27 protein-coding genes and 1 pseudogene are annotated in these 22,430 nt (G+C 69.1%); 10 read left to right on the top strand and 18 right to left on the bottom strand.

What is annotated here, in order from left to right; genetic code table 11:
* Positions 1–48: 48 nt before the first annotated feature.
* The 11 genes from ACQPYD_RS16265 to ACQPYD_RS16315 all read right to left on the bottom strand — a co-directional run bounded on the left by ACQPYD_RS16265 (position 49) and on the right by ACQPYD_RS16315 (position 5,744).
* Positions 49–723 (bottom strand): WhiB family transcriptional regulator, encoded by a 675-nt coding sequence (locus tag ACQPYD_RS16265; RefSeq protein WP_433701826.1) that lies wholly within the window; start codon positions 721–723, stop codon positions 49–51.
* The gene (locus ACQPYD_RS16270; RefSeq protein WP_433701827.1) at positions 720–1,247 is read right to left on the bottom strand and encodes a hypothetical protein; all 528 of its coding nucleotides are present in this window, start codon (positions 1,245–1,247) and stop codon (positions 720–722) included. The genes ACQPYD_RS16265 and ACQPYD_RS16270 overlap by 4 nt, the downstream gene beginning before the upstream one ends.
* A gap of 66 nt (positions 1,248–1,313) precedes the next feature.
* Positions 1,314–1,727, bottom strand: a complete 414-nt coding sequence (locus ACQPYD_RS16275; protein WP_433701828.1) for a hypothetical protein — start codon at positions 1,725–1,727, stop codon at positions 1,314–1,316.
* Between the two features lie 404 nt (positions 1,728–2,131).
* Positions 2,132–2,887: a hypothetical protein gene (locus tag ACQPYD_RS16280; protein WP_433701829.1), complete on the bottom strand. Its 756-nt coding sequence runs from the start codon at positions 2,885–2,887 to the stop codon at positions 2,132–2,134.
* Positions 2,887–3,771, bottom strand: a complete 885-nt coding sequence (locus tag ACQPYD_RS16285) for a PD-(D/E)XK nuclease-like domain-containing protein (protein ID WP_433701830.1) — start codon at positions 3,769–3,771, stop codon at positions 2,887–2,889. Before ACQPYD_RS16285 ends, ACQPYD_RS16280 begins: the two co-directional genes overlap by 1 nt.
* Positions 3,768–4,178: a helix-turn-helix domain-containing protein gene (locus tag ACQPYD_RS16290; RefSeq protein ID WP_433701831.1), complete on the bottom strand. Its 411-nt coding sequence runs from the start codon at positions 4,176–4,178 to the stop codon at positions 3,768–3,770. The genes ACQPYD_RS16285 and ACQPYD_RS16290 overlap by 4 nt, the downstream gene beginning before the upstream one ends.
* Positions 4,172–4,606 (bottom strand): hypothetical protein, encoded by a 435-nt coding sequence (locus ACQPYD_RS16295; RefSeq protein ID WP_433701832.1) that lies wholly within the window; start codon positions 4,604–4,606, stop codon positions 4,172–4,174. Before ACQPYD_RS16295 ends, ACQPYD_RS16290 begins: the two co-directional genes overlap by 7 nt.
* Positions 4,596–4,826: a hypothetical protein gene (locus ACQPYD_RS16300; protein ID WP_433701833.1), complete on the bottom strand. Its 231-nt coding sequence runs from the start codon at positions 4,824–4,826 to the stop codon at positions 4,596–4,598. The genes ACQPYD_RS16295 and ACQPYD_RS16300 overlap by 11 nt, the downstream gene beginning before the upstream one ends.
* On the bottom strand, positions 4,823–5,158 hold the full coding sequence (locus tag ACQPYD_RS16305) for a hypothetical protein (protein WP_433701834.1): 336 nt from the start codon (positions 5,156–5,158) through the stop codon (positions 4,823–4,825). Before ACQPYD_RS16305 ends, ACQPYD_RS16300 begins: the two co-directional genes overlap by 4 nt.
* Before the next feature lie 83 nt (positions 5,159–5,241).
* Positions 5,242–5,514, bottom strand: a complete 273-nt coding sequence (locus ACQPYD_RS16310) for a hypothetical protein (protein ID WP_433701836.1) — start codon at positions 5,512–5,514, stop codon at positions 5,242–5,244.
* The gene (locus ACQPYD_RS16315; protein ID WP_433701837.1) at positions 5,511–5,744 is read right to left on the bottom strand and encodes a helix-turn-helix domain-containing protein; all 234 of its coding nucleotides are present in this window, start codon (positions 5,742–5,744) and stop codon (positions 5,511–5,513) included. Before ACQPYD_RS16315 ends, ACQPYD_RS16310 begins: the two co-directional genes overlap by 4 nt.
* 155 nt (positions 5,745–5,899) lie before the next feature.
* Here ACQPYD_RS16315 and ACQPYD_RS16320 point away from each other — a divergent pair, with 155 nt between their 5' ends.
* From ACQPYD_RS16320 to add, 4 genes and pseudogenes are all read left to right on the top strand, one after another.
* Positions 5,900–6,442: a hypothetical protein gene (locus ACQPYD_RS16320; protein ID WP_433701838.1), complete on the top strand. Its 543-nt coding sequence runs from the start codon at positions 5,900–5,902 to the stop codon at positions 6,440–6,442.
* Between the two features lie 195 nt (positions 6,443–6,637).
* Positions 6,638–6,988, top strand: a complete 351-nt coding sequence (locus tag ACQPYD_RS16325) for a hypothetical protein (RefSeq protein ID WP_433701839.1) — start codon at positions 6,638–6,640, stop codon at positions 6,986–6,988.
* Positions 6,989–7,135: 147 nt separating this feature from the next.
* Entirely contained in the window at positions 7,136–8,671 is a 1,536-nt protein-coding gene (locus ACQPYD_RS16330; protein ID WP_433701840.1) for a tyrosine-type recombinase/integrase, read from the top strand.
* A gap of 5 nt (positions 8,672–8,676) precedes the next feature.
* A pseudogene (gene add, locus ACQPYD_RS16335) lies at positions 8,677–9,294 on the top strand (adenosine deaminase); the annotation flags it as partial.
* A 51-nt stretch (positions 9,295–9,345) separates the two neighbouring features.
* Here the strand turns inward: add and ACQPYD_RS16340 are convergent.
* Entirely contained in the window at positions 9,346–10,329 is a 984-nt protein-coding gene (locus ACQPYD_RS16340; protein WP_433701841.1) for a DUF2332 domain-containing protein, read from the bottom strand.
* Positions 10,330–10,415: 86 nt separating this feature from the next.
* Complete coding sequence (locus ACQPYD_RS16345; RefSeq protein ID WP_433701842.1) at positions 10,416–10,919, bottom strand: DJ-1/PfpI family protein; 504 nt, start codon at positions 10,917–10,919, stop codon at positions 10,416–10,418.
* Between the two features lie 145 nt (positions 10,920–11,064).
* Here ACQPYD_RS16345 and ACQPYD_RS16350 point away from each other — a divergent pair, with 145 nt between their 5' ends.
* The 3 genes from ACQPYD_RS16350 to soxR all read left to right on the top strand — a co-directional run bounded on the left by ACQPYD_RS16350 (position 11,065) and on the right by soxR (position 13,255).
* On the top strand, positions 11,065–11,829 hold the full coding sequence (locus ACQPYD_RS16350; protein WP_433701843.1) for an SDR family oxidoreductase: 765 nt from the start codon (positions 11,065–11,067) through the stop codon (positions 11,827–11,829).
* A 213-nt stretch (positions 11,830–12,042) separates the two neighbouring features.
* Entirely contained in the window at positions 12,043–12,459 is a 417-nt protein-coding gene (locus ACQPYD_RS16355) for a hypothetical protein (RefSeq protein WP_433701844.1), read from the top strand.
* A 322-nt stretch (positions 12,460–12,781) separates the two neighbouring features.
* Positions 12,782–13,255 (top strand): redox-sensitive transcriptional activator SoxR, encoded by a 474-nt coding sequence (gene soxR, locus ACQPYD_RS16360; RefSeq protein ID WP_433701845.1) that lies wholly within the window; start codon positions 12,782–12,784, stop codon positions 13,253–13,255.
* Positions 13,256–13,343: 88 nt separating this feature from the next.
* Here the strand turns inward: soxR and rnhA are convergent, their stop codons facing one another.
* From rnhA to ACQPYD_RS16375, 3 genes are all read right to left on the bottom strand, one after another.
* On the bottom strand, positions 13,344–13,817 hold the full coding sequence (gene rnhA / locus ACQPYD_RS16365) for a ribonuclease HI (RefSeq protein WP_267950192.1): 474 nt from the start codon (positions 13,815–13,817) through the stop codon (positions 13,344–13,346).
* Between the two features lie 458 nt (positions 13,818–14,275).
* Positions 14,276–14,944: a peptide deformylase gene (gene def, locus ACQPYD_RS16370; RefSeq protein ID WP_433701846.1), complete on the bottom strand. Its 669-nt coding sequence runs from the start codon at positions 14,942–14,944 to the stop codon at positions 14,276–14,278.
* 105 nt (positions 14,945–15,049) lie between these two features.
* Complete coding sequence (locus ACQPYD_RS16375; RefSeq protein ID WP_267950397.1) at positions 15,050–15,493, bottom strand: SMI1/KNR4 family protein; 444 nt, start codon at positions 15,491–15,493, stop codon at positions 15,050–15,052.
* A 377-nt stretch (positions 15,494–15,870) separates the two neighbouring features.
* Here ACQPYD_RS16375 and ACQPYD_RS16380 point away from each other — a divergent pair, with 377 nt between their 5' ends.
* The 3 genes from ACQPYD_RS16380 to ACQPYD_RS16390 all read left to right on the top strand — a co-directional run bounded on the left by ACQPYD_RS16380 (position 15,871) and on the right by ACQPYD_RS16390 (position 18,857).
* Positions 15,871–16,842: a hypothetical protein gene (locus tag ACQPYD_RS16380; RefSeq protein WP_433701847.1), complete on the top strand. Its 972-nt coding sequence runs from the start codon at positions 15,871–15,873 to the stop codon at positions 16,840–16,842.
* 150 nt (positions 16,843–16,992) lie between these two features.
* A complete protein-coding gene (locus tag ACQPYD_RS16385; RefSeq protein WP_433701848.1) occupies positions 16,993–18,258 on the top strand; it encodes a histidine kinase in 1,266 nt (421 codons plus the stop codon).
* A complete protein-coding gene (locus ACQPYD_RS16390) occupies positions 18,210–18,857 on the top strand; it encodes a LuxR C-terminal-related transcriptional regulator (RefSeq protein WP_402910589.1) in 648 nt (215 codons plus the stop codon). The genes ACQPYD_RS16385 and ACQPYD_RS16390 overlap by 49 nt, the downstream gene beginning before the upstream one ends.
* 58 nt (positions 18,858–18,915) lie before the next feature.
* Here ACQPYD_RS16390 and ACQPYD_RS16395 read toward each other — a convergent pair whose 3' ends face one another.
* The gene (locus ACQPYD_RS16395; protein WP_433701849.1) at positions 18,916–20,865 is read right to left on the bottom strand and encodes an AMP-binding protein; all 1,950 of its coding nucleotides are present in this window, start codon (positions 20,863–20,865) and stop codon (positions 18,916–18,918) included.
* A 142-nt stretch (positions 20,866–21,007) separates the two neighbouring features.
* Positions 21,008–22,315, bottom strand: coding sequence for a multidrug effflux MFS transporter (locus ACQPYD_RS16400; protein ID WP_433701850.1), 1,308 nt, complete (start codon positions 22,313–22,315; stop codon positions 21,008–21,010).
* Between the last annotated feature and the right edge of the window lie 115 nt (positions 22,316–22,430).

Below are 22,430 nucleotides of genomic sequence, written 5' to 3' on the forward strand. Positions count from 1 at the left end.
GGCCCGCCGTGTCCATGGCGTTCCGAGGGCACGGCGGGCAGACTTGGGTCAGGCGGCGGCAGCGGTCTCACGGGGGCGAGCAGACGGGTCGTCGATGTCAGCACCCCACGCCCCCGGCAACGGCCACCCATGCGCGGCAGCCACCGCAAGCGGCTCGGGGTAGACGTCCGTGATCTCCGCGAGCACGTCCGGATAAGCAGTGCGGATCTTCTTCGCGGTCTCCTCGCGAAGCCGCGTGATGCGGCCGGCGCGAAGCTTCGACAGGAAGCTCTCGCTGACACCAGACATGTCCGAGAACGTCTTGATGCGGCGCCCCGCGGCAGATGCGGCCTGGACGCGGCGTTGCAGCCCGATCGCTTCGACCCACACCGTCGGCTTGGGCTTCGCCTTGGGTTTGGGCTTGTCCGCTCGGCGTGCGTCCCCTGCGCGGCGCAGTCGGCGTCGACGTTCGGTGGTTCGCTCGTCGGCGGTCATCCCGCCCTGTACTCCCCACTGCCAGATGCCCTGGTCGAGTGCGGCGTCGAGGCATGTGGCGGCGACGGGGCAGCTGCGGCAGATCGCGAGCGCTTTCTCCTCGCGGGCGTCCCGCTGCCAGGGCAGCTCATGGTCGGGGCCGAAAAACAGGTCGACGTCCTCGGCACGGCAGGCGGCTTCGCGGGTCCAGTCAGCGATGGCCGTGGGCGGCATGAGTGGGCTGCCGGTGCGGCGGATCGTGCTCTTCACCGGGCCACCTCTAGCTCCGGCCACTTGGCCTTGTCGAGGCGGGCGACCTGCGCAGCGGGCAGCTCGAACTCTGGGGCTCCGAGCCACTGGAGTCCGGCGATGCGCAGCCACCAGGCGTCGCACTGGTCGCCGCCCTTGTCGTTCTCGAACTCCCGTCCCGCGCGCTTGAGTGCCGCGATCGCCATGGGGGTCTTGTCGCCGGACCCCTTGCCGGTCGCGAACGCCTTCAGGGTCGCCGGGCTGATCAGCGCGTAGGGAACCTCGCGGGCGACGAGCAGGGACCGGACGGCACCGTGCACCATGCCGGTGAGCCCGGCAGACTTCGCGTGAACGGGCAGGTCCTCGATGACGACGAGGTCGGGCTTGTCGGTGTCGACGGCGTACTCCACGGCGTCGCGAATACGGCAGAGCCGCCAGTCGCCGAGGCTGGCCGCGCCCTTGACGACGGTGGTGACCCCGTTGGCGAGGGCGATGCCAGTTGAGGTGAGTGAGAGGTCGAGTCCGATGACTCGGGGCTTGTCCATGTGTGCTCCTGCGTGTGGGGTGGGCGACCCCGCGCCCCCGCGACGGGGCCGCCCAGAGGGGGATGGTCAGCTGGTCGCGGCCGTGAACTTCGCGGTCATCTCCGCGACAGTCGGCACCTGGTGCTCGCGGTCCGTCAGGTGCGGGCACAGGGTCCGTGCGAGATCGTGGACACGGTCGATGTCCTCGCTTGCCCGCCCCTGCTCGGCCTGCTCGCCGGCGGCCTCGAACAGGTCGGCGATCTTCACCGCGACGTCGGTGTTCCACATGGACAGGTAGGCGGCGGTGTCCGGTCCGGTCGTGTGGGCGATGTGGTGGCCCTCGCGGACGATCTCGGTCTCCTGGGTGTACGGGTCGTCGTCGGGCGCTTCCGTGTGCATGGGGGCGTCGGTGGTGACGGTCTCGGTGGTGAACTGGCCGAGGGCCCAGCGGAGGTGGTAGGCGGCGTCGTACAGGTCGGTGGCGATTCGCTCGGGGGTCATCGCTTGCTCCTTCGGGGGTGCTTGATACGGACGGTGCGCTTGCCTGCCTGCTGATCCGGCCAGTGCCGGGTGCCCTCCTGGCTGCTGGGGCACTGCGGGTCCCCGGCGAGACGAGCCCTTTCCGACGCCCAGTGGCGTGGAAGGCGTTCGTCCGAGCGGACCGTGAGGGTCTGGCCGCACGTGGGGCACTGCGCGGAGGTCACGACTCGTCCCCGATCGGGTGCAGGGCAGCCACTCGTGCGAACCGCCGAACGTCGAGTAGCGGACGCCGTGGCCGGCGCGGTCGTGTTCGCAGAACCCACACGGGCCATCCACGCGAGTCGCGCGCTTCGGGGCTGGGGTGGCGGGCACCAGCTGGATCGGACGCTGACGGAGCAAAGTCACCATCGACTGCGGCGACGGCCTCATGACTGGGCCTCGTACTCAGCTAGCGCCTCAGCGTCCTCGTCCGAGTCCGTGGACACGTACCACGGGTCGTCCTTCGGCAACTCCGTCCGCGGCTCACCCTCCGACTGCGGCTGCTCCTCCGCCGGCGCCGCATCCGGCGCGAGCTCCCGAATGGTCACCGGACGAACCTGCATCGCCCCATCGGCCTGCCCGAACCCGTCCAGCTCCTCCGAGGCGTAGGGCATCGCGTGGAGGACGTCGGAGGCGATCAGACGGCAGATCTCACCGGTCGCGCGGGCGATCAGCATCGCCTGCGGCTGCTTCTTCCACTGGTCCTTGCCGGTCAGCCCCAGTCGCTGGGCGCGTTCGATCGACCACTCGACCTGCTGCCACCCGTCGTCACCGTCACCCTTGCGGCGGCCCCGCATCACGCACAGCCCTTCACCGGACTCGACGAGCTGCACCTGGTGGCCGCGCGACTGGACGAGGCCGCGCATGGCGTGGGCGCGGAGGGCGGGGGTTCCCTGGATGATGTCCATGCTGCGGAGGGCCGCCATGGGCTGGAGTCCCAGCTCCTGTCCGGCGAGGATCGCGGCGGTGATGTCGCCGGGCTTGCCCTGGAGGGACCGGGGCACGAAGCTCGTGCGGGCCAGGGACTGGGCGATCTTGTGGGCTTCCTGTGCGGCGTAGGCCCACTGCACGAGGGCGTGGTCCTGCATCGACGGGAGAGCGATGTCGGTCTGCTGCTCGGGGCGGGTGTCGATCTCGGTCATCAGATGAACTCCTCGTCGTGCTGCCGCTCCGCGTAGGCGGGCAGGGAAAGAACCTCGATGTCTTCGGAGAAGCCGGGCCAGACGCCGGTCTCCATGCAGCGCGCGTAGGTCTCCAGCGCCCTGCGGTTGCGCTCAGCGCCGATCCGGCGGGCTTCGTGATCGAGCTCGACGACGGTGACCAGGTACGGGGCGGTTTTCTGCTGGAAGATGAAGACGAAGCTGGTGTGCTTGTCGCCAATCCCCAGGGCGCGCGCCCCGGCCCGGTACCAGTCGTCCTGCTGGTGGTAGCCGTGCTCGTGGATGGCCTTGGACAAGTCAGCGGGGGCCGCGGACCGGCACGTCTTGTAGTCGCCGATGACGAGGCGACGCCCCTTGACCTGTGTGGGCAGCCAGTCGAACCGGGCCCGGCAGATGACGCCCGTCTGCGGGTCCTTCCAGAACAAGGACTGCTCTGCCTTCCCGGTGCCGGGCTGGAACAGCGCCCCGGCGATCGGGTGGGCCTTCAGGGCGTCGGCCATGGCCTTGACGACCTTGTAGTCCTTGGGGAGCAGCGGCGTCTTCCCGGCGTCGTAGGCGGCGTCACGGGCCTTGCGGGCGTCGCCTCCCCGCCAGTCAGCGGCGTCCACGACCTCGATGCCTCCGCCGACTCCGAGGACTTCCTCGTGTGCGGCGCGGCCGAAGTCGAACACGGCCTTGTGGGGCTGCTTGTGGTCCTGTTCGTAGCGGAACAGGGCCGGGCAGGACGGGGCGAGCAACTTCCGGGCCCCACTGGAGGACAGCGACCCGCCGGGCACAGGATCACGGTGATAAACGGCCTCGGGGATGCCGTCGTACACGCCGGGGCGGGTGATCGCGGACAGGGTTCGCTCGTCGGTGGCGGTCACTGGTCGGCCCCCCTCGCGATGCGGGCGGCGGTCCTGTACGCGTGCCGCATCGCGGCGATGTAGCGGCCTTCGGGGGTGTCGGACCCCTCGGGGAACACGTCCTCGGGGTACGGAGCGAGCTGCGCCTCGATCTCCTGGGCAATCCGCCGACGAGTCGCGCGCTCGATCAACTCGGACTCACTCACCCCCTGGTCTCCGTTCTCCAGCCGGGCGAGGGCGGTACGGATGCGGCGACCCACCTTGGGACTGACCTCGGTGGCGTTGCGCTCCAAGTTGCTGATCGTGTTCCGGGAGACATCGGCCAAGGCGGCGATCTGGGCTTGCCCAACCGTCGGCGTCAGTGCCGTGCGTCGGGCCTTCACTTCCTCGCCGAACGTCATGGCGGGGGTCGCTTCGTCGTTCACCACTGCACCTCCTCGTCGGGGTCGATCGGGAACGGGTGGTCGGCGCGGATCACGTCGCGGTCGGGCAGAGCAGCAGCGCGCTCCCCCTCGGTCCACACCGGAACCGGGTCGTGCAGCGTGTCCAGGTCCAGCAGTCCGGCGTCAGCGTCCGCGAGGATCGCGTCCACAAGCTCGGAGGGAAGCCCGTTCACGTCCTCCGGGACCATGTCGCCGACGGACGCGGCTTCGAGGTCGCGGAGGTCAGCGGTCGCTTTCGACCGGGCGAGGACGAGGGAGAACCCCGCGTCTTCGAAGAGCTCGGTCAGCTCCGCGAGCGTCCCCGTGCCGTCGATCCCGGCCTCGTAGGCGGCCTCCACGGCGTCCACGTTGCGGCGGTGGGCTTCGAGGAAGTCCCGGAAACCCATCTCCTCGATCGTCTTCTCAGCGCTCACGACGCACCTCGCATCCCTTGTCGTGCGCGACCGCGTGCTCCGTGGTCTGCTGCGGGTCGATGTACGGGCCGAACCACCTGCCGCACCGAACGTGGGTGAAACCGAGTCCGTCGTCGTCCATCCGCCACACACGGGCGGACTCGAAGACAGGGAGAGTCGAGTGGTAGCGGAGCTCACGCACCCGACGGCGGGCCTCAGCGGCAGCGAACTCAGCGGTCATCGGGCCACCTGCACAGACGCCGCCACGGTCACACCCGTGCGGTCGTAGTCGGCCACGGACACGGACAGCAAGTGCCCGCCGGCGCGGCACGGGAGAGCGGTCACCGGGGTGTCGAGGGCCTGAGCGACCGCGTCGATGAACTCGCGGCGGGTGGTGTCGTCAGCGTCCGGGGAGAGGGACACGTACACGAGCGGGGCGCCGCCGTGCCGGTTGTTCACGGACACGACCAGGTCGCGGTGGAACTGCCACTCGCCCAGTTCGGCGGTGACGTCGCGGGCGAGATCGAGGATGCGCGTCGCGCTGATCGTGAGGGTGTCGGTAAGGTACGTCATGGCACTGCCTTCCTTGTAGCTGTGTGGTGCCTTCGCCCTCGCCGGGGTCAGCTCCTGGCGGGGGCATCTTGCGTTTCAGGGGGTCAGGAGACCTGCTGCTTCTTGCGCAGGCGGGGCGGGATCTTGTCCCGGAGCGGGGTCACGTTCGACCGGGCGGCCACCAGGTGCGGCACGTGCGGGACCGTCTCCTCCTTCAGGAGAGCGACGATCTGCTCGACGTGCTCTTTGGTGAACCGGTACTTGCGGGCAACGAAGACGAAGGGCCACTCCCTCTTGGCGCACTTCTTCTCGACCAGCCGGGGGGAGACCTTGAGGCGGGCGGCGACGTCGTGTTTGTCGAGCAGCTGGTCCGTCATGCCGCGTCCTCCGGCTCTGCGAGGTATGCGTCGCTGGCGAGGTAGCTGATCTCGACTCCGAGAACCTCCGCCATCCGCTCCAGCCGCTGCGGTGAAGCGTTCCTGCTGCCGCTCTCGATCTCACTGACGAGGCTGAGCGAGCAGCGAAGCTTCTCGGAAAGTTCCGTCTTGGTGAGCTTCGCCGCCGTGCGGGCTTCAGTGACCCGGGAGGGTCGGTGGTTCAGCTTCATACCGAGAAGTTAGCGCGAAGCTTCGCGAAGCACAAGCGCATGCACGGGATCTTTTCGACAAGCTTCGCAGATAGCTGCGCACACAGGGTTGCCTTGCCTAGCCAGTAGGTGACAAAGACTCGACTTCGCGAAGCTTCGCGAAGATAATGAAGCCCATGACACAGGAAGAGCAGACACTTTCCCCGGCGGGAGAGCTCATCGAGACAGCCCGCGAAACGCTTCGGCTATCCCAGAACGCAGCAGCCCGCGAAGTCGGCATCAGCGGCACCAGGTGGCGGCAGATCGTCAAGGGCACCGGCAGCTCAGAGGGTGCACGCGTGGCCGTCAGGGGCGGCGCCGAAACCGTAGCCCGCATGGCCCGACTCGTTGGCGTGACCGCCGAGGCAATGGAAGAGGCCGGCCGCCCCGACGTTGCTCGGAAGATCGCGGACGCCGACCCGCAACCGGCGTCCGCGGCCCCGTCGTGGGACGGCGAGATCATCGGCCCGGACGCGCCGCTGCGCGAGGGCGAGGAACTCCGCTGGCGAGACGCGCCCGACCGGCGCCGCTTTGAGCTGACGGTGCGCGGCCTGTCCTTCGAGGCTGGCATGGAGCCGGGCAGCGCCCCCGAGGACGTCATCGGGGACCTGCGCCGCACCCTCGCCGTGCGGGTTGCGCAGGTGAGCGGGGATCTACTGCGGTCTCATAGCGGATCTTGACCGAAACCGAGCACGAGAGCCCTTATGAGACAGCCGTTGTCACCATGAGTGACTTTAATGGTCACTCGCCGCTGTTTTACCTTTTCAGGACAACCCCGTATCGTGTGACCCAAGTCACTGACCTATTGGCTCAGTGGCCCAGCCGAAACTGGCAAAGACGCTAGGATCGGCCGGGAACAAGGGGGGTTGTCCGCTTTGACCATCAGCACAGAACCCATCACCCGACACGTCTACATGCAGATCGCAGAGGTACTCAGACCCCACATCGACCCCATAGACATCACCCGCAGTGACCTGTGGACCCTCATCACGATCCACCCGGGCACCCCGACCCCACCCGGCATCCAGGAGATAGCTCGACGCCTCCACGACAACGAGGTGAGCTCGTGGGCCACCCCGTGGTTCGGAGAAGGCGTCGACCTCGCGGCCATCGCCCGTGACCCCCTCCGCTACATCGCCGGAGTCAATCCCACTATCCTGACAGTGCCCGCGCTCCCCCACGTGGTCCCCCGCATCCAGCGGGCCCCGTGGCTGAGTACCATCTGACAACCCTGTGGCCCCGACTCTTCCCCCGGGGCGCCACACACCCCCCGCTCACACCAAGCCCCGGACCACCGGGGCATTCGTGTGTCAGCCCTCCCACGCGTCACTCCAGCAGGGCATCATGGAACCCTCACCCCCGAGGAGACACACGTGGCCTACGCCGAGAAGCTGGTGAAGTCGTGGCGCGCGTGCTGGTACGTGGCCGGCCGCAAGAGCGCCGTGAAGAAGTCCGGCTTCCCCACCGAGAAAGCCGCGGTCGCGTATGCGACCGAGCAGGAGGTCGATGCCCGCCGCGGCGATGCCACCCGCCCCGAGGCCAGAAAGCTCACCCTTCGCCAGTGGATCGACGACGAGTGGTGGCCCACGCTCGGCCTTGAGCCCATGTCGATGCGCAACTACAAATCGATCCTGGAGAACCACATCCGCCCCACCTGGGGCAGCATGTCCTTCGAGCAGCTCGAACACTCCGGCCGGCGCATCCAGGCGTGGAAGTCGACCCTGGCGGAGTCGTACTCACGCCGGTACGTCCTCAACATCACCGGCCTCATGTCCACCCTGTGCTCGGACGCCGTCGACGCGAAGCTCATGAACCGCAACCCCGCAGAAGGCCGACGCACCCGAGGCAAGGTCGCCCCCAAGCGTGTCGAGCGCGCCACCGAGGAGAAGAAGGACACGATGGACGCCCGGCAGGCGTTCCTGGCCGCTGAGCGGTGCGCTGTCCTGTCCGGCCGCGACGACGAGTTCGTTCTGGCCACCGCGATGTTCTACATGGGCCTGCGGATCTCCGAGGCGATGGGCTTGGAGCGAGATCTTGTAAGTACCCGTGCCTCACTCCAGTACCAACTCCACGGTGGCCCGAAAGGCGCCTTCTACCGCAAGGTCCCCAAGGACGGATCGGTTCGTGACGTCGACCTGCCCCCGTTCCTGCGAGAGCTGTTGGCGTGGCAGGCTGGCCAGGTTTCCCATCCCACTCCCCCCAAGGGTGCCCGATGGTGCCCGTGCGGCGACACGCTGGAGGAGCAGTACCGGCACCCGCCCGGCGTGCACCTTTTCTCCGGCCCGGACGGCTCTTACCACTGGCCGCAGGGGGTGTTCCGCGAGCAGGTGTACTACCCGGCCGCGCAGGGCCTGTTCTATCCCACGGACAAGCGCTTCCGGCGTCCGGTGTACCAGTCACTCCGGGAAGACGGTTCCATGCCGGGACCGTTCGACTGGGAGTCGACTCTGGAGCGTCGTGCGCGCATGGAGGCCGCAGTCACCTGCTGGGCTCCCCTGGTTCCGGGGTTCACGCCGCACGGCATGCGCCACTCTCACCGGTCGCTGCTGGACCAGCTGGGGGTGCGCAAGCCTTTGATGGATGAGCGGATGGGCCATTCGGACCGATCCGTGTCCGCCAGCTATGCCCATCCGACCGCGCCCATGAGGGCGGCGATGCTTGCTGGACTCGCGGCTGAGTGGGAGCAGGCCCTGGAGTGGAGGCGTTCCCTGGGGGTGTCGTCTGCGGTGTCTGTGGTGGAGCGGCTCATGGAGGGGGGCGTGGGAGCCCTGAAGTCTCACTCCAGATCCACTCCAGATGCGAAGTCTCGACGCACTGCCACTCCTCGGGGTATGGTGGTCGAAGGCGTTACTGTACTGGGGTTTTCGTTGATCCCGGGCGCGTTGAAGCTCGCTGAAGTGGCTGCCTAGTTTTCAGCACCGCCCTCATCCTGTGCTTCCTGCGCGACCGCCCCGCCTCCGAAGCCCTGCACACCCTCCACCAGGCCCGCCCCCACCTGCACCGCATCAGCGCCGTGGGCCTGGACTCCGCCGAGGTCGGACACCCGCCCCAGAACTTCACCGCCGTCTTCGCCGCCGCCCGCGACCTGGGCCTGCGCTGCGTCGCCCACGCCGGAGAGGAAGGACCCCCCTCCTACATCTGGCAGGCCCTGGACCTCCTGCACGCCGAACGCATCGACCACGGCATCCGCGCCCTGGAGGACCCCGACCTGCTCGCCCACCTGGCCCGCACCCAGACCCCCCTCACCGTGTGCCCCCTGTCCAACGTGCGCCTGCGCGCCGTGCCCACCCTCGCCCAGCACCCCCTGCCCGCCCTCATCGACGCCGGACTCCTGGTCACCGTCAACTCCGACGACCCCTCCTACTTCGGCGGCTACGTCCACGACAACTACGAGGCCCTGCGCACCCACCTGGGCCTGGACGAGGCCACCCTGCGCCAACTCGCCCGCAACTCCTTCACCGCCTCCTTCCTGCCCCCCGAACGCAAGAAGGCCCTCATCGCCGAAGTCGACGCCCACCCCGCCACCGGGTAGACACACCACCGGGCCCCTCCCCCCAAGGGGAGGGGCCCCACCGCCACCGCCTCACACCCAGGTCAGCGACTGCCCGTGCTCACCGGCATAGGCCACCACCCGCCCGTCCACCGCCACCGTGAAATCGGTCTCCACCACCGGCTCCGCGTTCTCCCACCCCGCGAACACCCGCCACCCCTCGTTCGCCACCCAGTGCCCCTCCAGGGCGCCCACCACCCGCACGAACTCCTCCCGCCGCTCCTGCGACAGGTAGGCCAGCACCGCACTGTGGAACACCACCAGCGTCGCCCCCGCCGGCGCCAGGGCCGCCACCGCACCCACCCGCTCCACCAGGTCCCCCTCCACCAGCAGCGGAGGATCGGCCGCCACCACCGACGCCGCCCCGCGCAGCCGCGCACGCCGCCCCGCCTCCTCCCGCCCCGGCCACACCAGCGCCTCCAACCAGCGCACATCACCCTCCTCACCCGCATCCAACGGGTTCAGGTCCACCCCCGCCCGCCACACCACCCGCGGCACCCGCTCCGGAACCGGCACCCCGCCCGAGGTCGCACACTCCAACAGCACCGGACTGCCCGCAGGGCCCACCTGCGCCCCGCCGTCGAAGGAGTACCGGTACCGGTCCGGATACAGGCACAGCCCCGCCGAGGCCCCCACCTCCAACAGCGCCAACGGGCCCGGCACACCCGCCAGCACCGGAAGCAGCACCGCGCACCGCCGCACCTCGTTGGTCTGGGTGCGCCGCTCCATCACCACCCGGCGCACCCGCTCCCAGTTCCCCACCAGCCACGCCCGCCACGGCCCCCACCCCTGCACCGGCCCGCCCAGGTAGCGCACCACCCCCAGCAGCAGGTTGGGCTGGCGCTTGCCGCCCCGCGGCAGGGACGCCACCAGACCCAGCACCTCCCCGTCCCGCGCCACCTCCTCACAGATCCGCGCATAGACAGGGGAACCCCCCGCCGCACAGTGCCGGGCGAAACCGCGGTACCCGCGCGCAATGCGCTCAAGGTCCGCTCCACGATCCACAGCAGGGCCCACGGCCCACACCCACCTCTCACACCGGGGGACGAAGAAGACACCGAACCCCTACCCGCCCCCACCCCGCACCGCCCCTGCGGCGCCCCTCACCCCTGCTCCCCCAGCAGGAACCGCGAGTACGAGCGCGCCAGCGCCACCACCCCGGCCGGCGCACTGTCCACCGACCCCGCGTCGAAGAGCGGGCACGGGTCGTACTCGGTGGCCAACTGCACCAGCTGCGCCGCCTCCAACCCCGCCAACCGCTCCGCCAGCGCCAACGCCATGTCGATCCCCGCCGACACCCCCGCCGAGAACACCGACGCCACCCGCCCCGCGCTCCCGGCGTTCTCGCGCAACCACCCCACCAGGCCGGGCTGCTCGCCCCGCGTGCCCTCACCCCCCGCCACCACCAGGGTGTCCACCCGCCCCGCCCGCTCCAACGCCACCGACGGCGCCAACCCCAGACCGCTGGAGGAGACCACCGCGCCCCCGCCCAACGACGCCGTGCGCACCCGGTAGAACCCCTCGCGCACATACGAGGCCCCCGAGAACACCTCCAGCGGACCCGTCACGTCCAGGCTCTGCACCCCGTCGAAGACGACCACCACCACCTCATGGACCCTGTCCCCGTCCTCACCGGCCCCCCGAGGCGACCACAAGGTCGCACACCCCACCCTTCCTCCCACCACACCTTGACCTCAACAAAACTTCAGGTGCAAGCGTGGGGGCACACCCACCCACCCCGAGGAACCACCCGTGCACCTGATCACCACACCCACCCACCCCGTCGCCCACCACGTCCTGACCACCCTGCTCACCCACGCCCACCCCGTCCGCGCCCTGACCCACCACCCCCACCACCCCCGCATCCCCCACGGAACACCCACCGTCCACACCGACCTGCACGACCCCGCCACCTGGCCCGCCGCCCTGCACGGCGCCACCTCCGCCTTCCTCACCTGGCCCCACCCCACCCCCGACCACGCCCCCGACTTCATCACCGCCCTGGCCCACCACGCCCGCCACATCGTCTACCTCTCCTCAGCCACAGCCGACCCCCACGCCCCCGACCCCCGCGACAGCACCCACGGCCACCTCGAGAACCTCATCACCCGCTCCGGCGCCCACTGGACCTTCCTGCGCCCCGGCACACCGGCCACCACCACCCTGCGCTGGGCCCCCGGCATCCGCACCCACCGCACCGTCCACTCCACCCGCCCCCACCCGGCCCGCCCCCTCATCCACGAAGCAGACATCGCCGACGTCGCCGTCCACGCCCTCACCCGCCCCGAACACCACCACGAGCGCACCCACCACCTCACCGGCCCCCGCCACCACACCGAAGCCGAACAGGTCCGCATCCTCGCCCAGGTCCTGGACCTGCCCCTGACCCACACCACCCCCCACGACCCCGACCCCGCCGACCCCGAACCTGCCACCACCACCGTCGAACAGATCCTCCGCCGCCCCGCACGCTCCTACCGCCAATGGGTCGCCGACCACGCCACCGACTTCCGCTGACCCCCGCCCCGCACGGCCCGCCCCCACCACCGGGCGCGGGCCCACACCCCTGCCCACACCCACCACCGCCCCCGGGAACCAACCCGCCCCACCGCCCGTTCCACACACCGAACACCCACCCACGGAGACCAAGGACACGAACAGATAACGAGAACTCTCATGCACCCAGGACAATCCCAGGCAGGTGACGACCACCCACACGAACGGACACCCGTGAGGCTCACCCACCGCGAAAAGCTGCGCCGCAGCCCCGCGCACACCCCACCCACCACCCGACCCCTCCTCGAGTTCCACGACGTGTCCCTGGCCCCCGCCCACCCCCCGCTACTGGACCACCTCGACCTCACCGTCCACCCCGGCGAACACGTCTCCCTCGTCGGCCTCACCCCCACCGCCACCACCGCCCTCACCCACCTGCTCACCCACCGCACCACCCCCACCCGCGGCCGCATCACCACCCACACCCCCACCCACCTGCTCACCCCCACCCCCCACACCACCCTCGCCCAGACCATCACCGGCCACCCCGCCCCCGACCCCCACGACCCCCACCTCACCCACACCCTCACCACCACCGGACTCGACCCCGCCCACCTGCACACCCCCTCACCCGCCTCGACCCCGCCCTGACCACCCGCATCCACCAGGCCCGCACCCTCTACACCCGCCACACCGGCGCCCGCCTCTTCCTCCTGACCACCACCACACCGGCCCCGCCCACCCCCACCCCCGACACCGCCCTGCTCTCCCTCACCGACCACCCCACCCACGCCCGCACCGCCGACCGCATCCTCCTCCTGCGCAACGGACGCGTCACAGAAACCGGCACCCACCACCAACTCCTCGTCCGCGGCGGCGCCTACGCACGCCTGTACGCCCTCCACGGCGCCCACCGCACCCGCACCCCCTGACCCACGCACCCCACCACCACCCACGACCTAAGATGGGCACCGTGCCACCCATCACCAAGGAACTCACCGTCGGCCAGGTCGCCGAACGCGCCGGAGTCGCCGTCTCCGCCCTGCACTTCTACGAACGCCAAGGGCTCATCCACAGCCGCCGCACCAGCGGCAACCAGCGCCGCTACCGCCGCGACACCCTGCGCAGGGTCTCCTTCATCCGCATCTCCCAACGCGTCGGCATGCCCCTGGCCCGCATCCGCCAGGCCCTCGAAGCCCTCCCCGACAACCGCACCCCCACCCGCACCGACTGGGCCGCCGTCTCCGAACAGTGGCGCGACGAACTCGACACGCGCATCGCCCAGCTCATCCGCCTGCGCGACGACCTCACCGGCTGCATCGGCTGCGGCTGCCTGTCCCTGGACACCTGCACCCTGTCCAACCCCGGCGACGAACTCGCCGCCGCGGGCCCCGGCCCCCGCCGCCTCATGGTCCAGGCCCTCGCCGAGGACGCCGACGCCCTCTGAACCACCCGCGACCCCCGCCGCACCCGGCCCCGCACACGAGAACGGCGGCCCCCACAGGGACCGCCGCCACCCCACACCCGCAGACCGCCTACCGGCCGGCCGCCTCATCACGCCCGCGCCGGGCCAACTCGTCCGCGCGCTCGTTGCCCTCGTCGCCGCTGTGCCCGCGCACCCAGCGCCACTCCACCTCGTAGCGCGAGGCCACCTCGTCCAGGCGCTGCCACAGGTCCACGTTCTTCACCGGCTTCTTGTCGGCCGTGCGCCACCCGCGCTTCTTCCACCCGTGCAGCCAGGTCGTGATCCCGTTGCGCACATAGGAGGAATCGGTGTGCACCAGCACCGGCAGCGGCTTCTTCAAGCTCTCCAGCGCCTGGATGGCCGCCATCAGCTCCATCCGGTTGTTGGTGGTCTGCTCCTCGCTCCCGTACAGCTCCTTCTCGTGCTCGCCGTAGCTCAGCCACACCCCCCACCCTCCCGGGCCGGGGTTGCCGCTGCACGCCCCGTCGGTGTAGACGACCACCCTGTGCGCCGGCTCCCGGCCGACCTCGTCCCCGTTGTGCATGCCGCGCAATCTACCGCCCCCCGCGGTCACAGAAGAGTCACACCCCCCACCCGAGGAGCCATAAACAGAGCCACATTCCACCACTGGCACCCTTAAACCCATCATTTCGGACCAACAAGCCCCCCAAAGGCACCCATCGACCACGCCACCACCGACCACCGCGCGCAGCCATCCACAACTACCCTCCGCCACAGCATTGCCACTGTGGGCACCCGAACCGGCCGCCGGGAAGGCCTCGTGCCACAACGCCGGACCCCGCCGCGAGGTCCCCGGGGGACCGCGGCGCCGCACAAGCGGTCGACCCCCTCCGCCCACGCCCCGGCCCCCAGCCGGACGCCGACTGCGGCAGGCCACGACAGGGCACGCGGTGGGAACACGGCGCCGACCGCCCACCCCGGCGGCCACAAAAAAAGGGGGCGCCCCGGCCGACGCCGGGACACCCCTTCGCTCACACGCGCTCAGCCCGCGAACTCCTCCGCCAGCTGCGCCGCACGCTCCTCACGACGCGCGAACACGTCGTTGGCCATCTCGTTCATCTTCTTCAGCACCCGCTTGCGCTCGCGCGCCGAGAGCCGGTCCACGTACAGCCGGCCCATGGTGTGGTCGGTCTCGTGCTGCAGGCACCGGGCGAAGTACCCGCTCCCGCTCACCACCACCGGGTTGCCGTCCCGGTCCACGCCCCGCACCGTCGCGGTCGCGGCCCGCCCCAGGTCCGCGTGCGGGCCCGGCACCGACAGGCAGCCCTCGCTGTCGACCTCCACGGGCTCCTCCGGGTCGCGCTCGTCCAGCACCGGGTTGACCACGTGCCCCACGTGGCGCACCCCGTCGTCGTCGGGGCAGTCGTAGACGAACAGCCGCAGGTCCACACCCACCTGGTTGCCCGCCAGGCCCACACCCTCGGCCGCGTACATCGTCACGAACATGTCGTCGACGAGCTGGTGCAACTCCCGGCCGCCCCACATCTGCTCGGGCACCTCCGCGTTGCGCCGGTGCAGGACCTCCTCGCCCGTCACGGTGATGCGCCGCACACGGCCGCGCGAGGCCTCCGGGGCCAGTTCGGGGAAGTCCTCCACCTCCCGGCCCTGGACAACAGCGGCGACATGGGCAGGCGTGGACTGCTCCGACATGGTCCTACTCTCAAACGCACTAGGGGAGACAAACGGTGACACAACGCCACCAACACCCCGAAAAATAGCACGAAACGGCAGGTCAGCCACGCACGGAGCACCCGGTCAACGGAACCAGGAATTGCCCTGGATCAGGCATCGCGCCAGGTAGTCGCGCAACGACACCACCACCAGCCGCCGCCGGTCGCTCTCATGATCCCACACCACGATCCCCGGACCGTAGTCGGTGTGCACGTAGGCGAACTGCGGCCCCATGTCGGAGTCGCCGAAGAAGATCATCTCGTCGAAAGGCGCGTACAACTCCAGATAATCGGGCTCACCCCGCATCGCCAGGTTGTCCTCCACCAGGCGCCGGGCACTCCACACCACCGCGTCCCCGTACTCGTTGGTCACCCCGTCCGTCTCCCTCAACAGGGAGGCCAACTCGAACGGCAAAGGCAGCATCAACCGCTTCTCCACCTCGGCAAGGGTCACCTCATCGGCCGGATCGTACAGATCGGCCTCGGGATACATCTCCAGGATCAGTTCACGCCACACACTCCCGATCATCACAGGTCGTGGCAAGACACGGGAAATCGTCGACGGCGAGTTGCGCCAAAAACCCGCACGGACCACGTCCGCAGCGTCACAAACCACCACCCACACCCCCAACCGGCCCCCGCGGGAATAGCCGCACCCCCCGACCCGTTGACCCCACAGCGGGACGGTGCGGTAGCAAGTGTCCCCCGGGCTCACACAAAGCCTTCGCGGAACACCGCGCCCCCAGGGGCGGTCACGGAGCCGCGTTGTGCGCCACGCCGTGAGGCGACCGCCGCACCGTCCCGCACTCCTTCCCACCCCCACACACCAGATGCCGCGAACGACCCGAACACGCCCAAATCATCACCCTGAGTGTAGGCAAAGCCACAAACGGTAATAATGCTGCCATGGCCACCACCACACAACGCCTGCTCGCCACAGCCCTCGCCACCGCACTCACCCTGCCCGCACCCGCACACGCCACCACAACCCCCACAACCACCCCCACCCACACCACCACCTACCCCGGACACACCACAAGCCGCTACGTCCCCCTGGGCCCCGCCACAGCCGACCACGCACGCGACGCCGGATGCACCGAAGCCCGCACCGGCACCAACGGCGTCCGCATCCTCTTCTTCGGCACCCAGGAAACCGACAACCAACTCCGCGAACCCGGCACCAGCCACGCCACCACCACACCCCGCGCAGCCACCACCAAAGCCGCCTCCTACGCCCACCACTGGGCCCAAGGCTTCACCGACTGCCGCACCGGCCCAACAACAGCCACCCTCGCCCTGGGCGTCAACAACAAGGACGACGGCAACCTCACCGGCCCCACCGCCGGCAAACAATGGGCCACCCTCGTCCACGACGCACGCCAACGCTCCACCACACCAGCCGTCACCATCACCGGCGCCCTCGACGCCGAACCCGCCTGGTCCACCCCCACCTGGGCCCGCGGCTGGATCGACGCCTACACCGACACCACCACCACACCCCTGCACACCGCCAACTCAGCCGACGGCTGCCCCACCACCGGCACCGCCCACTGCAACAACAACTGGACCCTCGCCGACGTCCACCACCTCGCCGGAGGCGGCCGACCCACCGTCCACGCCCTCCCCCAGATCTACCGCACCGACGGCATCCAAGCCCGCCAATGGGCCAACATCAGCCGCTGGGGCCACACCCACGCCAACGACCCCCTCCGCTTCGCCGGAGCCATGTCCCAACACACCGCCTGCCAACAACGCACCTGCAACAACACCGACAACACCCCCCGCCAGGCCTGGACCCAACTCACCGACGCCCTCAACGCCCACGCCAGCACCCGCATCCCCGCACTCGACACCGCCACCGACATCCGCTGGCCCTGACCCACAACCACCACCCCACCCGCCCCCACCAGGGCGGGCCACACCCATGCCCACCCCCGAAAAAGGGGAGCCACCACCACCGCCACCACCCACCACCACAAGCCAGAATGGACACACCACACCACACCAGCAGGAACGGAAGAACCACCCATGGCCACCGCACCCCACCACCGCGCAGGCCGCCTCACCACCCTGGCCTACCTCTTCCTCCTGCTCTCCCAGAACATCGCCGCACTCCTCCTCCTCCCCCTCGTCCTCGCCTCCGCCATCCTCACCCTCTTCTGGATCGGCCTCCCCTTCGTCATCCTCACCGGCACCCTCCTACGCACCCTCGCCGACAGCCAACGCCGCACCCTCGGCCACCTCCTCCCCAAAGACCCCATCCCCTCCGCCTACCGCCCCATCCCCCCAGGAGGCCTCACCCGCCGCGGAACCACGATCATCACCGACCCCGGCACCTGGAAAGACCTCCTCTGGCTCATCGCCGGAACAGCCAACATCACCCTCATCGCCATCCCCGGCGCCCTCATAAGCCACGCCCTCTACCAACTCCTCTTCGCCCTCGGCCTCGCCGGCAACACCCTCTACGACGCCTACGCCCCCACCACACTCACCGACCAACTCATCCTCCTCGCCCCCTCCGCCCTCCTTTTCACCCTCGGCCTCGTCCTCCTCCCACCCGCCCTCGACATCTACATCCGCTTCAACCGCCTCCTCCTCGCCCCCTCCGAAAAAGCCCGACTCACCGCCCGCGTCGCCCACCTCGCCACCAGCCGCGCCAACACCATCGACACCCAGGCCTCCGAAATCCGACGCATCGAACGCGACCTCCACGACGGAGCCCAAGCCCGACTCGTCGCCCTCGGCATGCACCTCGGCATGGCCGAACAAATCGTCGAACAAGACCCCCACACCGCCCGCACCATGCTCACCGAAGCCCGAGAAACCACCCGCCACGCCCTCACCGAACTCCGCGACCTCGTCCGCGGCATCCACCCACCCGTCCTCGTCGAACGAGGACTCCACGGAGCCGTCCACGCCCTCGCCCTCACCCACCACCTCCCCATCACCGTCACCATCGACCTCGACGGCCGCCCCGCCGACCCCGTCGAATCCGCCGCCTACTTCGCCATCGCCGAACTCCTCACCAACACCGCCAAACACGCACACGCCACCCAAGCCTGGATCCACATCAACCACGGCCGCGACCACCTCGTCATCACCGTCACCGACAACGGAACCGGCGGCGCCGACCCCGCCCCCGGCAGCGGCCTCGCCGGCATCAGACGACGCCTCGACGCCTTCGATGGCACGATGAACATCACCAGCCCACCGGGCGGCCCCACCATCGTGACCCTGGAGATCCCGTGCGCGTTGTCATCGCCGAAGACCTTGCCCTCCTCCGCGACGGACTGATCAGACTCCTCGAAGCACACGACTTCACCGTCGTCGCCGCAGTCGACAACGGACCCGACCTCCACACAGCCCTCACCGAACACAAACCCGACGTCGCCGTCGTCGACGTCCGACTCCCCCCCACCTTCACCGACGAAGGCCTCCAAGCAGCCATCGGAGCCCGCACCCAGATCCCCGGACTCCCCATCCTCGTCCTTTCCCAACACGTCGAACAGCTCTACGCCCGCGAACTCCTCTCCGACGCCGAAGGCGGAGTCGGCTACCTCCTCAAGGACCGCGTCTTCGACATCGGCCAGTTCATCGAAGCCGTCCGCCGCGTCGCCGCCGGCGGAACCGCCATGGACCCCGCCGTCATCTCCCAACTCCTCGCCCGCCAGGACCAGAGCGGCCCCCTCGCCCAACTCACCCCCCGCGAACGCGAAGTCCTCGCCGAAATGGCCGAAGGACGCTCCAACTCCGCCATCGCCGGACGCCTCTACATCACCGAAAAAGCCGTCAGCAAACACATCAACAACATCTTCACCAAACTCGACCTACCCCCCTCCTCCGACGACAGCCGCCGCGTCCTCGCCGTCCTCGCCTACCTCAACGGCCAATAGACACAAAAAACCGCGGCCCCCGGCAACAACACCGAGGGCCGCGGCCACCACCACACCACTACCGATCCCGACGCGCCCGATACAACCCGTCAATCTCCTCCGAAAACGCCCGCAAAACCGCCTCACGCCGCAACTCACCCGAAGGCTGCACCAACCCCGACTGCACCGTGAACTCCTCAGCCAACACATGGAACGACCGCACCGCCAAATGCCGCGGCACACTCCGATTGGCCTCATACACCAACCCCTGCACCTCACGCAGCAGATCACGGTCCCCCGCGATCTCCTCAGGCGCCATCGCCAACGGCCGACCGTTCACCAAACGCCAGTACTCCAACTGATCACGCACCAACGTCACCAGAGCACTCGCGAACGGACGCCCCTCCACGATCACCAACACCTGACTGATCAACGGATGAGCACGCAACCGCGCCTCGAACTCCGCCACCAGCTCCGCATCACCGCGCTCCACCGGCTCCTCCACCGCCGCCAACGCAGCAACCGGAGAAACCGCCGGCTCCACAACCCGCCCCACCAAAACCGGCTCCGGCTCCGACGCCACCTCCAACTCCGCCACAGCCCCCGACACGAACCGCCCCGGCACCTCCACCGAAGCCGCCTGCGGACGCAACCGCCCCACCACACTCACAAAACCGTCCCCGTCCACCTCCACCGCGAACCCCGTCGCCAACCACCCCTCACGGAACGCACTCCGCGTCGCCTCCTCATCCCCCCAATAACCCGAGAACACACCCCCACCACGCACATGGGCCTCACCCTCCCGCGAAACCCACACCTCCCGACCGGCAACCGCACGCCCCACCGTCCCCGGCACCCGCTCCCCCACACCGGCCGCCGCGAACACCCCCGCGGTCTCCGCCGTACCGAACACCTGGAACACCGGAATCCCCACACCGCCGAAGAACGAGTCCAAACGGTCCGACAACCCCCCGCCCCAGCACACCGCCACATGCACCCGGTTCCCCAACGCCTCACGCAACCTCGCGAACTGCCAGTCGTACATCGACCTCGACAACCGCTGCCACGTACCCTTCCTCGGCGACCGGTCGAACTGCACCGCCGAATCCACCGCAGAATTGAACGTCCCCAACGAGTCCCACCCCGTCGAACGCGCACTCCCACGCTCGGACTCGAACACCGACTCCAACAACCCCGCACCACACACCAACACCGTCGGCCGGAACACCTCCGCCCCACGCAAGAACCCACCCGGCCCCGCCAAACCCACACGCACACGCCCCACCATGCACGCCAACAACGAAGCCAACCCCTGAACCTGCGACAACGGCAGATCCAACAACGCACTCGCCCGCCCCGCAGGCAACTCCGACAACCGCGGCCACACCCGATCCACCACACCCGCCGCAGACGCCAACAACGCCCCGTGCGACAACACCACGCCACGCATCGAACGCGACACCGTACTCACCGGATACAACACCACCGCCGCATCCTCCGGCATCGTCTCGTCCCGCCGAAACCGCACCGACGACGCATCCATGTACTGGCCCAACGAGACGATCCCCTCCAGGCCCGCCTCCATCCGCCACACACGACCCAGATCCGGCAACTCACGCTGCAACCCCGTCGCAGCACGCAACAACCGATCCCCCTGGATCACCGCCGCCGCCGGACGCGTCTGCCGCACCACATGCGCCACCCGCTCCACCGAAGCCGACTCCGGCAACGGAACCAGCACACCCCGCACCGACCACACCGCGAACGCCACACGCACCCAGTCCTGATGCGCCGAAGCCGCCACCAGGACACGGTCCCCCGCCCCCACCCCGGCAGCCACCAACCCCTTGGCCACCGCCGTCACCTCGGTCGCGAACTCACCCGCCGTGACCCGCTCCCAACCACCCTCACCCCGGGGCACCGAGAACACCTCCGCATGGGCGTCGGAGTTCGCCACCCCATAGACCAGGTCACTCAGACCCGAAAGGCCCACAGCCCACGCACCAGGGGTGTCACTCGGCTCGCCCATACCAATTCATCCTCTGCCACATCGGAAGACGGGCCCACACAAGACCAGACCCGCCTCAATCGGTGAATTGTGACCTACTGTGCCCACAATCCACACCCCACGGCAACCTGGCACCACGACCCCAACCCCCACACCCCCGGGATCACCGAACCTTCGCACGCACCGTCCACACATACGCCGCCAACGACAACGACGCAGCAGACACCATCACCACCGCCATGCTCAACAACGACGCCTGCCCCGAAGGCGTCATCCCCGCCAACGCAGCCACACCACCACCCAGCGCAAACTGCAACGACCCCATCAACGCCGAAGCCGTACCCGCCACCGAGACCGGCTGCCCGTCAAGAGCCGTCACCGTCGCATTCGGCATGATGAAACCGACGCTGAACATCATCAACGCCAACAACCCCACAGCCACCCACAACGACGCCACACCCACCGACGCCAACACCGCGAGCACACCCACCGAAGCCAGAGCCATCCCCAGCCCCAACCCCAGACGCCGCAACGTCTCCACACGACCCACCAGGAAACCGTTCGCCTGCGTACCCGCCATCATCCCCAACGAGTTCACCGCGAACAGCCACGCATACGTCTGCGGCGACGCACCGAACTCCTGCTGCGACACGAACGAGAACGCCGACACATACGTGAACAACATCCCGAAACTCAGACCCAGCGTCAGCACCGGACCCACGAAACGCGGCTGACGCACCAACCCCGCCACCGTCGACAACAACTGACGCGGCCCCTGACGACGACGCGCCTCCACCGGAAGACTCTCCGGCAACCACACCAGCACCAACACGAAACTGACCGCCGACATCACCGCCAGCACCCAGAAACTCACCTGCCACGGACCCACCAGCAACAACTGCGCACCCGCCAAAGGCGCCAACAGCGGAGCCAGCATCATCACCAGCGCCAGACGCGAGAAGAACCGCACCGCGTCATCACCGGCGAACAGGTCACGCACCACAGCACGCGAAATCACCGCACCCGCAGCACCCGCCACACCCTGCACGAACCGCAACACGATGAACGACGTCACATCCGGCACGAACACACACAGCACCGACGTGACCGTGAACACGGCCACACCCACCAACAACGGACCCCGACGCCCCCACGCGTCACTCATCGGCCCCAGGATCAACTGCCCCACGGCCAGACCCAGCATCATCGAGGTCAGCGTCAGCTGGATCTGCGCCTCACCCGTCCCCAGAGCCCGCGTGATCTCCGGAAAAGCCGGCAGGTACATGTCGGTCGCCAACGGCCCCGTGGCCGTCAGAACACCCAGCACCATCACCAACAGCGCGATCGACCTACGCGACCGCGTCCAGGGCACGGCCCGGGACACAGCAGGACTCTCGGACGACGACAGGTTCTCGGACCTCTCACCCGCCCCCTGCGCAGGGGGCGAGGCGGGGGAGTTCGGGGACTGCACAGGCGCTCCAGCTCAAGAAAGAGGAAAAGGGGGCCGCGTGGGAGCGAACCCACAGGCATGGACCACTCCATACCAACACCCCAAAGGGACGAATCGCTCCCCCGCCGACCGACCA

This window comes from Nocardiopsis sp. CA-288880 (assembly GCF_050955985.1).
GTDB classification, from domain to species: domain Bacteria; phylum Actinomycetota; class Actinomycetes; order Streptosporangiales; family Streptosporangiaceae; genus Nocardiopsis; species Nocardiopsis tropica.

Coding starts and splice junctions, on each gene's coding strand:
- ACQPYD_RS16270 (WP_433701827.1), bottom strand. CDS start 1,247: ATGGACAAGCCCCGAGTCATCGGACTCGACCTCTCACTCACCTCAACT.
- ACQPYD_RS16275 (WP_433701828.1), bottom strand. CDS start 1,727: ATGACCCCCGAGCGAATCGCCACCGACCTGTACGACGCCGCCTACCAC.
- ACQPYD_RS16280 (WP_433701829.1), bottom strand. CDS start 2,887: ATGACCGAGATCGACACCCGCCCCGAGCAGCAGACCGACATCGCTCTC.
- ACQPYD_RS16300 (WP_433701833.1), bottom strand. CDS start 4,826: ATGACCGCTGAGTTCGCTGCCGCTGAGGCCCGCCGTCGGGTGCGTGAG.
- ACQPYD_RS16305 (WP_433701834.1), bottom strand. CDS start 5,158: ATGACGTACCTTACCGACACCCTCACGATCAGCGCGACGCGCATCCTC.
- ACQPYD_RS16310 (WP_433701836.1), bottom strand. CDS start 5,514: ATGACGGACCAGCTGCTCGACAAACACGACGTCGCCGCCCGCCTCAAG.
- ACQPYD_RS16315 (WP_433701837.1), bottom strand. CDS start 5,744: ATGAAGCTGAACCACCGACCCTCCCGGGTCACTGAAGCCCGCACGGCG.
- ACQPYD_RS16320 (WP_433701838.1), top strand. CDS start 5,900: ATGACACAGGAAGAGCAGACACTTTCCCCGGCGGGAGAGCTCATCGAG.
- rnhA (WP_267950192.1), bottom strand. CDS start 13,817: ATGCACAACGGGGACGAGGTCGGCCGGGAGCCGGCGCACAGGGTGGTC.
- def (WP_433701846.1), bottom strand. CDS start 14,944: ATGTCGGAGCAGTCCACGCCTGCCCATGTCGCCGCTGTTGTCCAGGGC.
- ACQPYD_RS16375 (WP_267950397.1), bottom strand. CDS start 15,493: ATGATCGGGAGTGTGTGGCGTGAACTGATCCTGGAGATGTATCCCGAG.
- ACQPYD_RS16380 (WP_433701847.1), top strand. CDS start 15,871: ATGGCCACCACCACACAACGCCTGCTCGCCACAGCCCTCGCCACCGCA.
- ACQPYD_RS16385 (WP_433701848.1), top strand. CDS start 16,993: ATGGCCACCGCACCCCACCACCGCGCAGGCCGCCTCACCACCCTGGCC.
- ACQPYD_RS16395 (WP_433701849.1), bottom strand. CDS start 20,865: ATGGGCGAGCCGAGTGACACCCCTGGTGCGTGGGCTGTGGGCCTTTCG.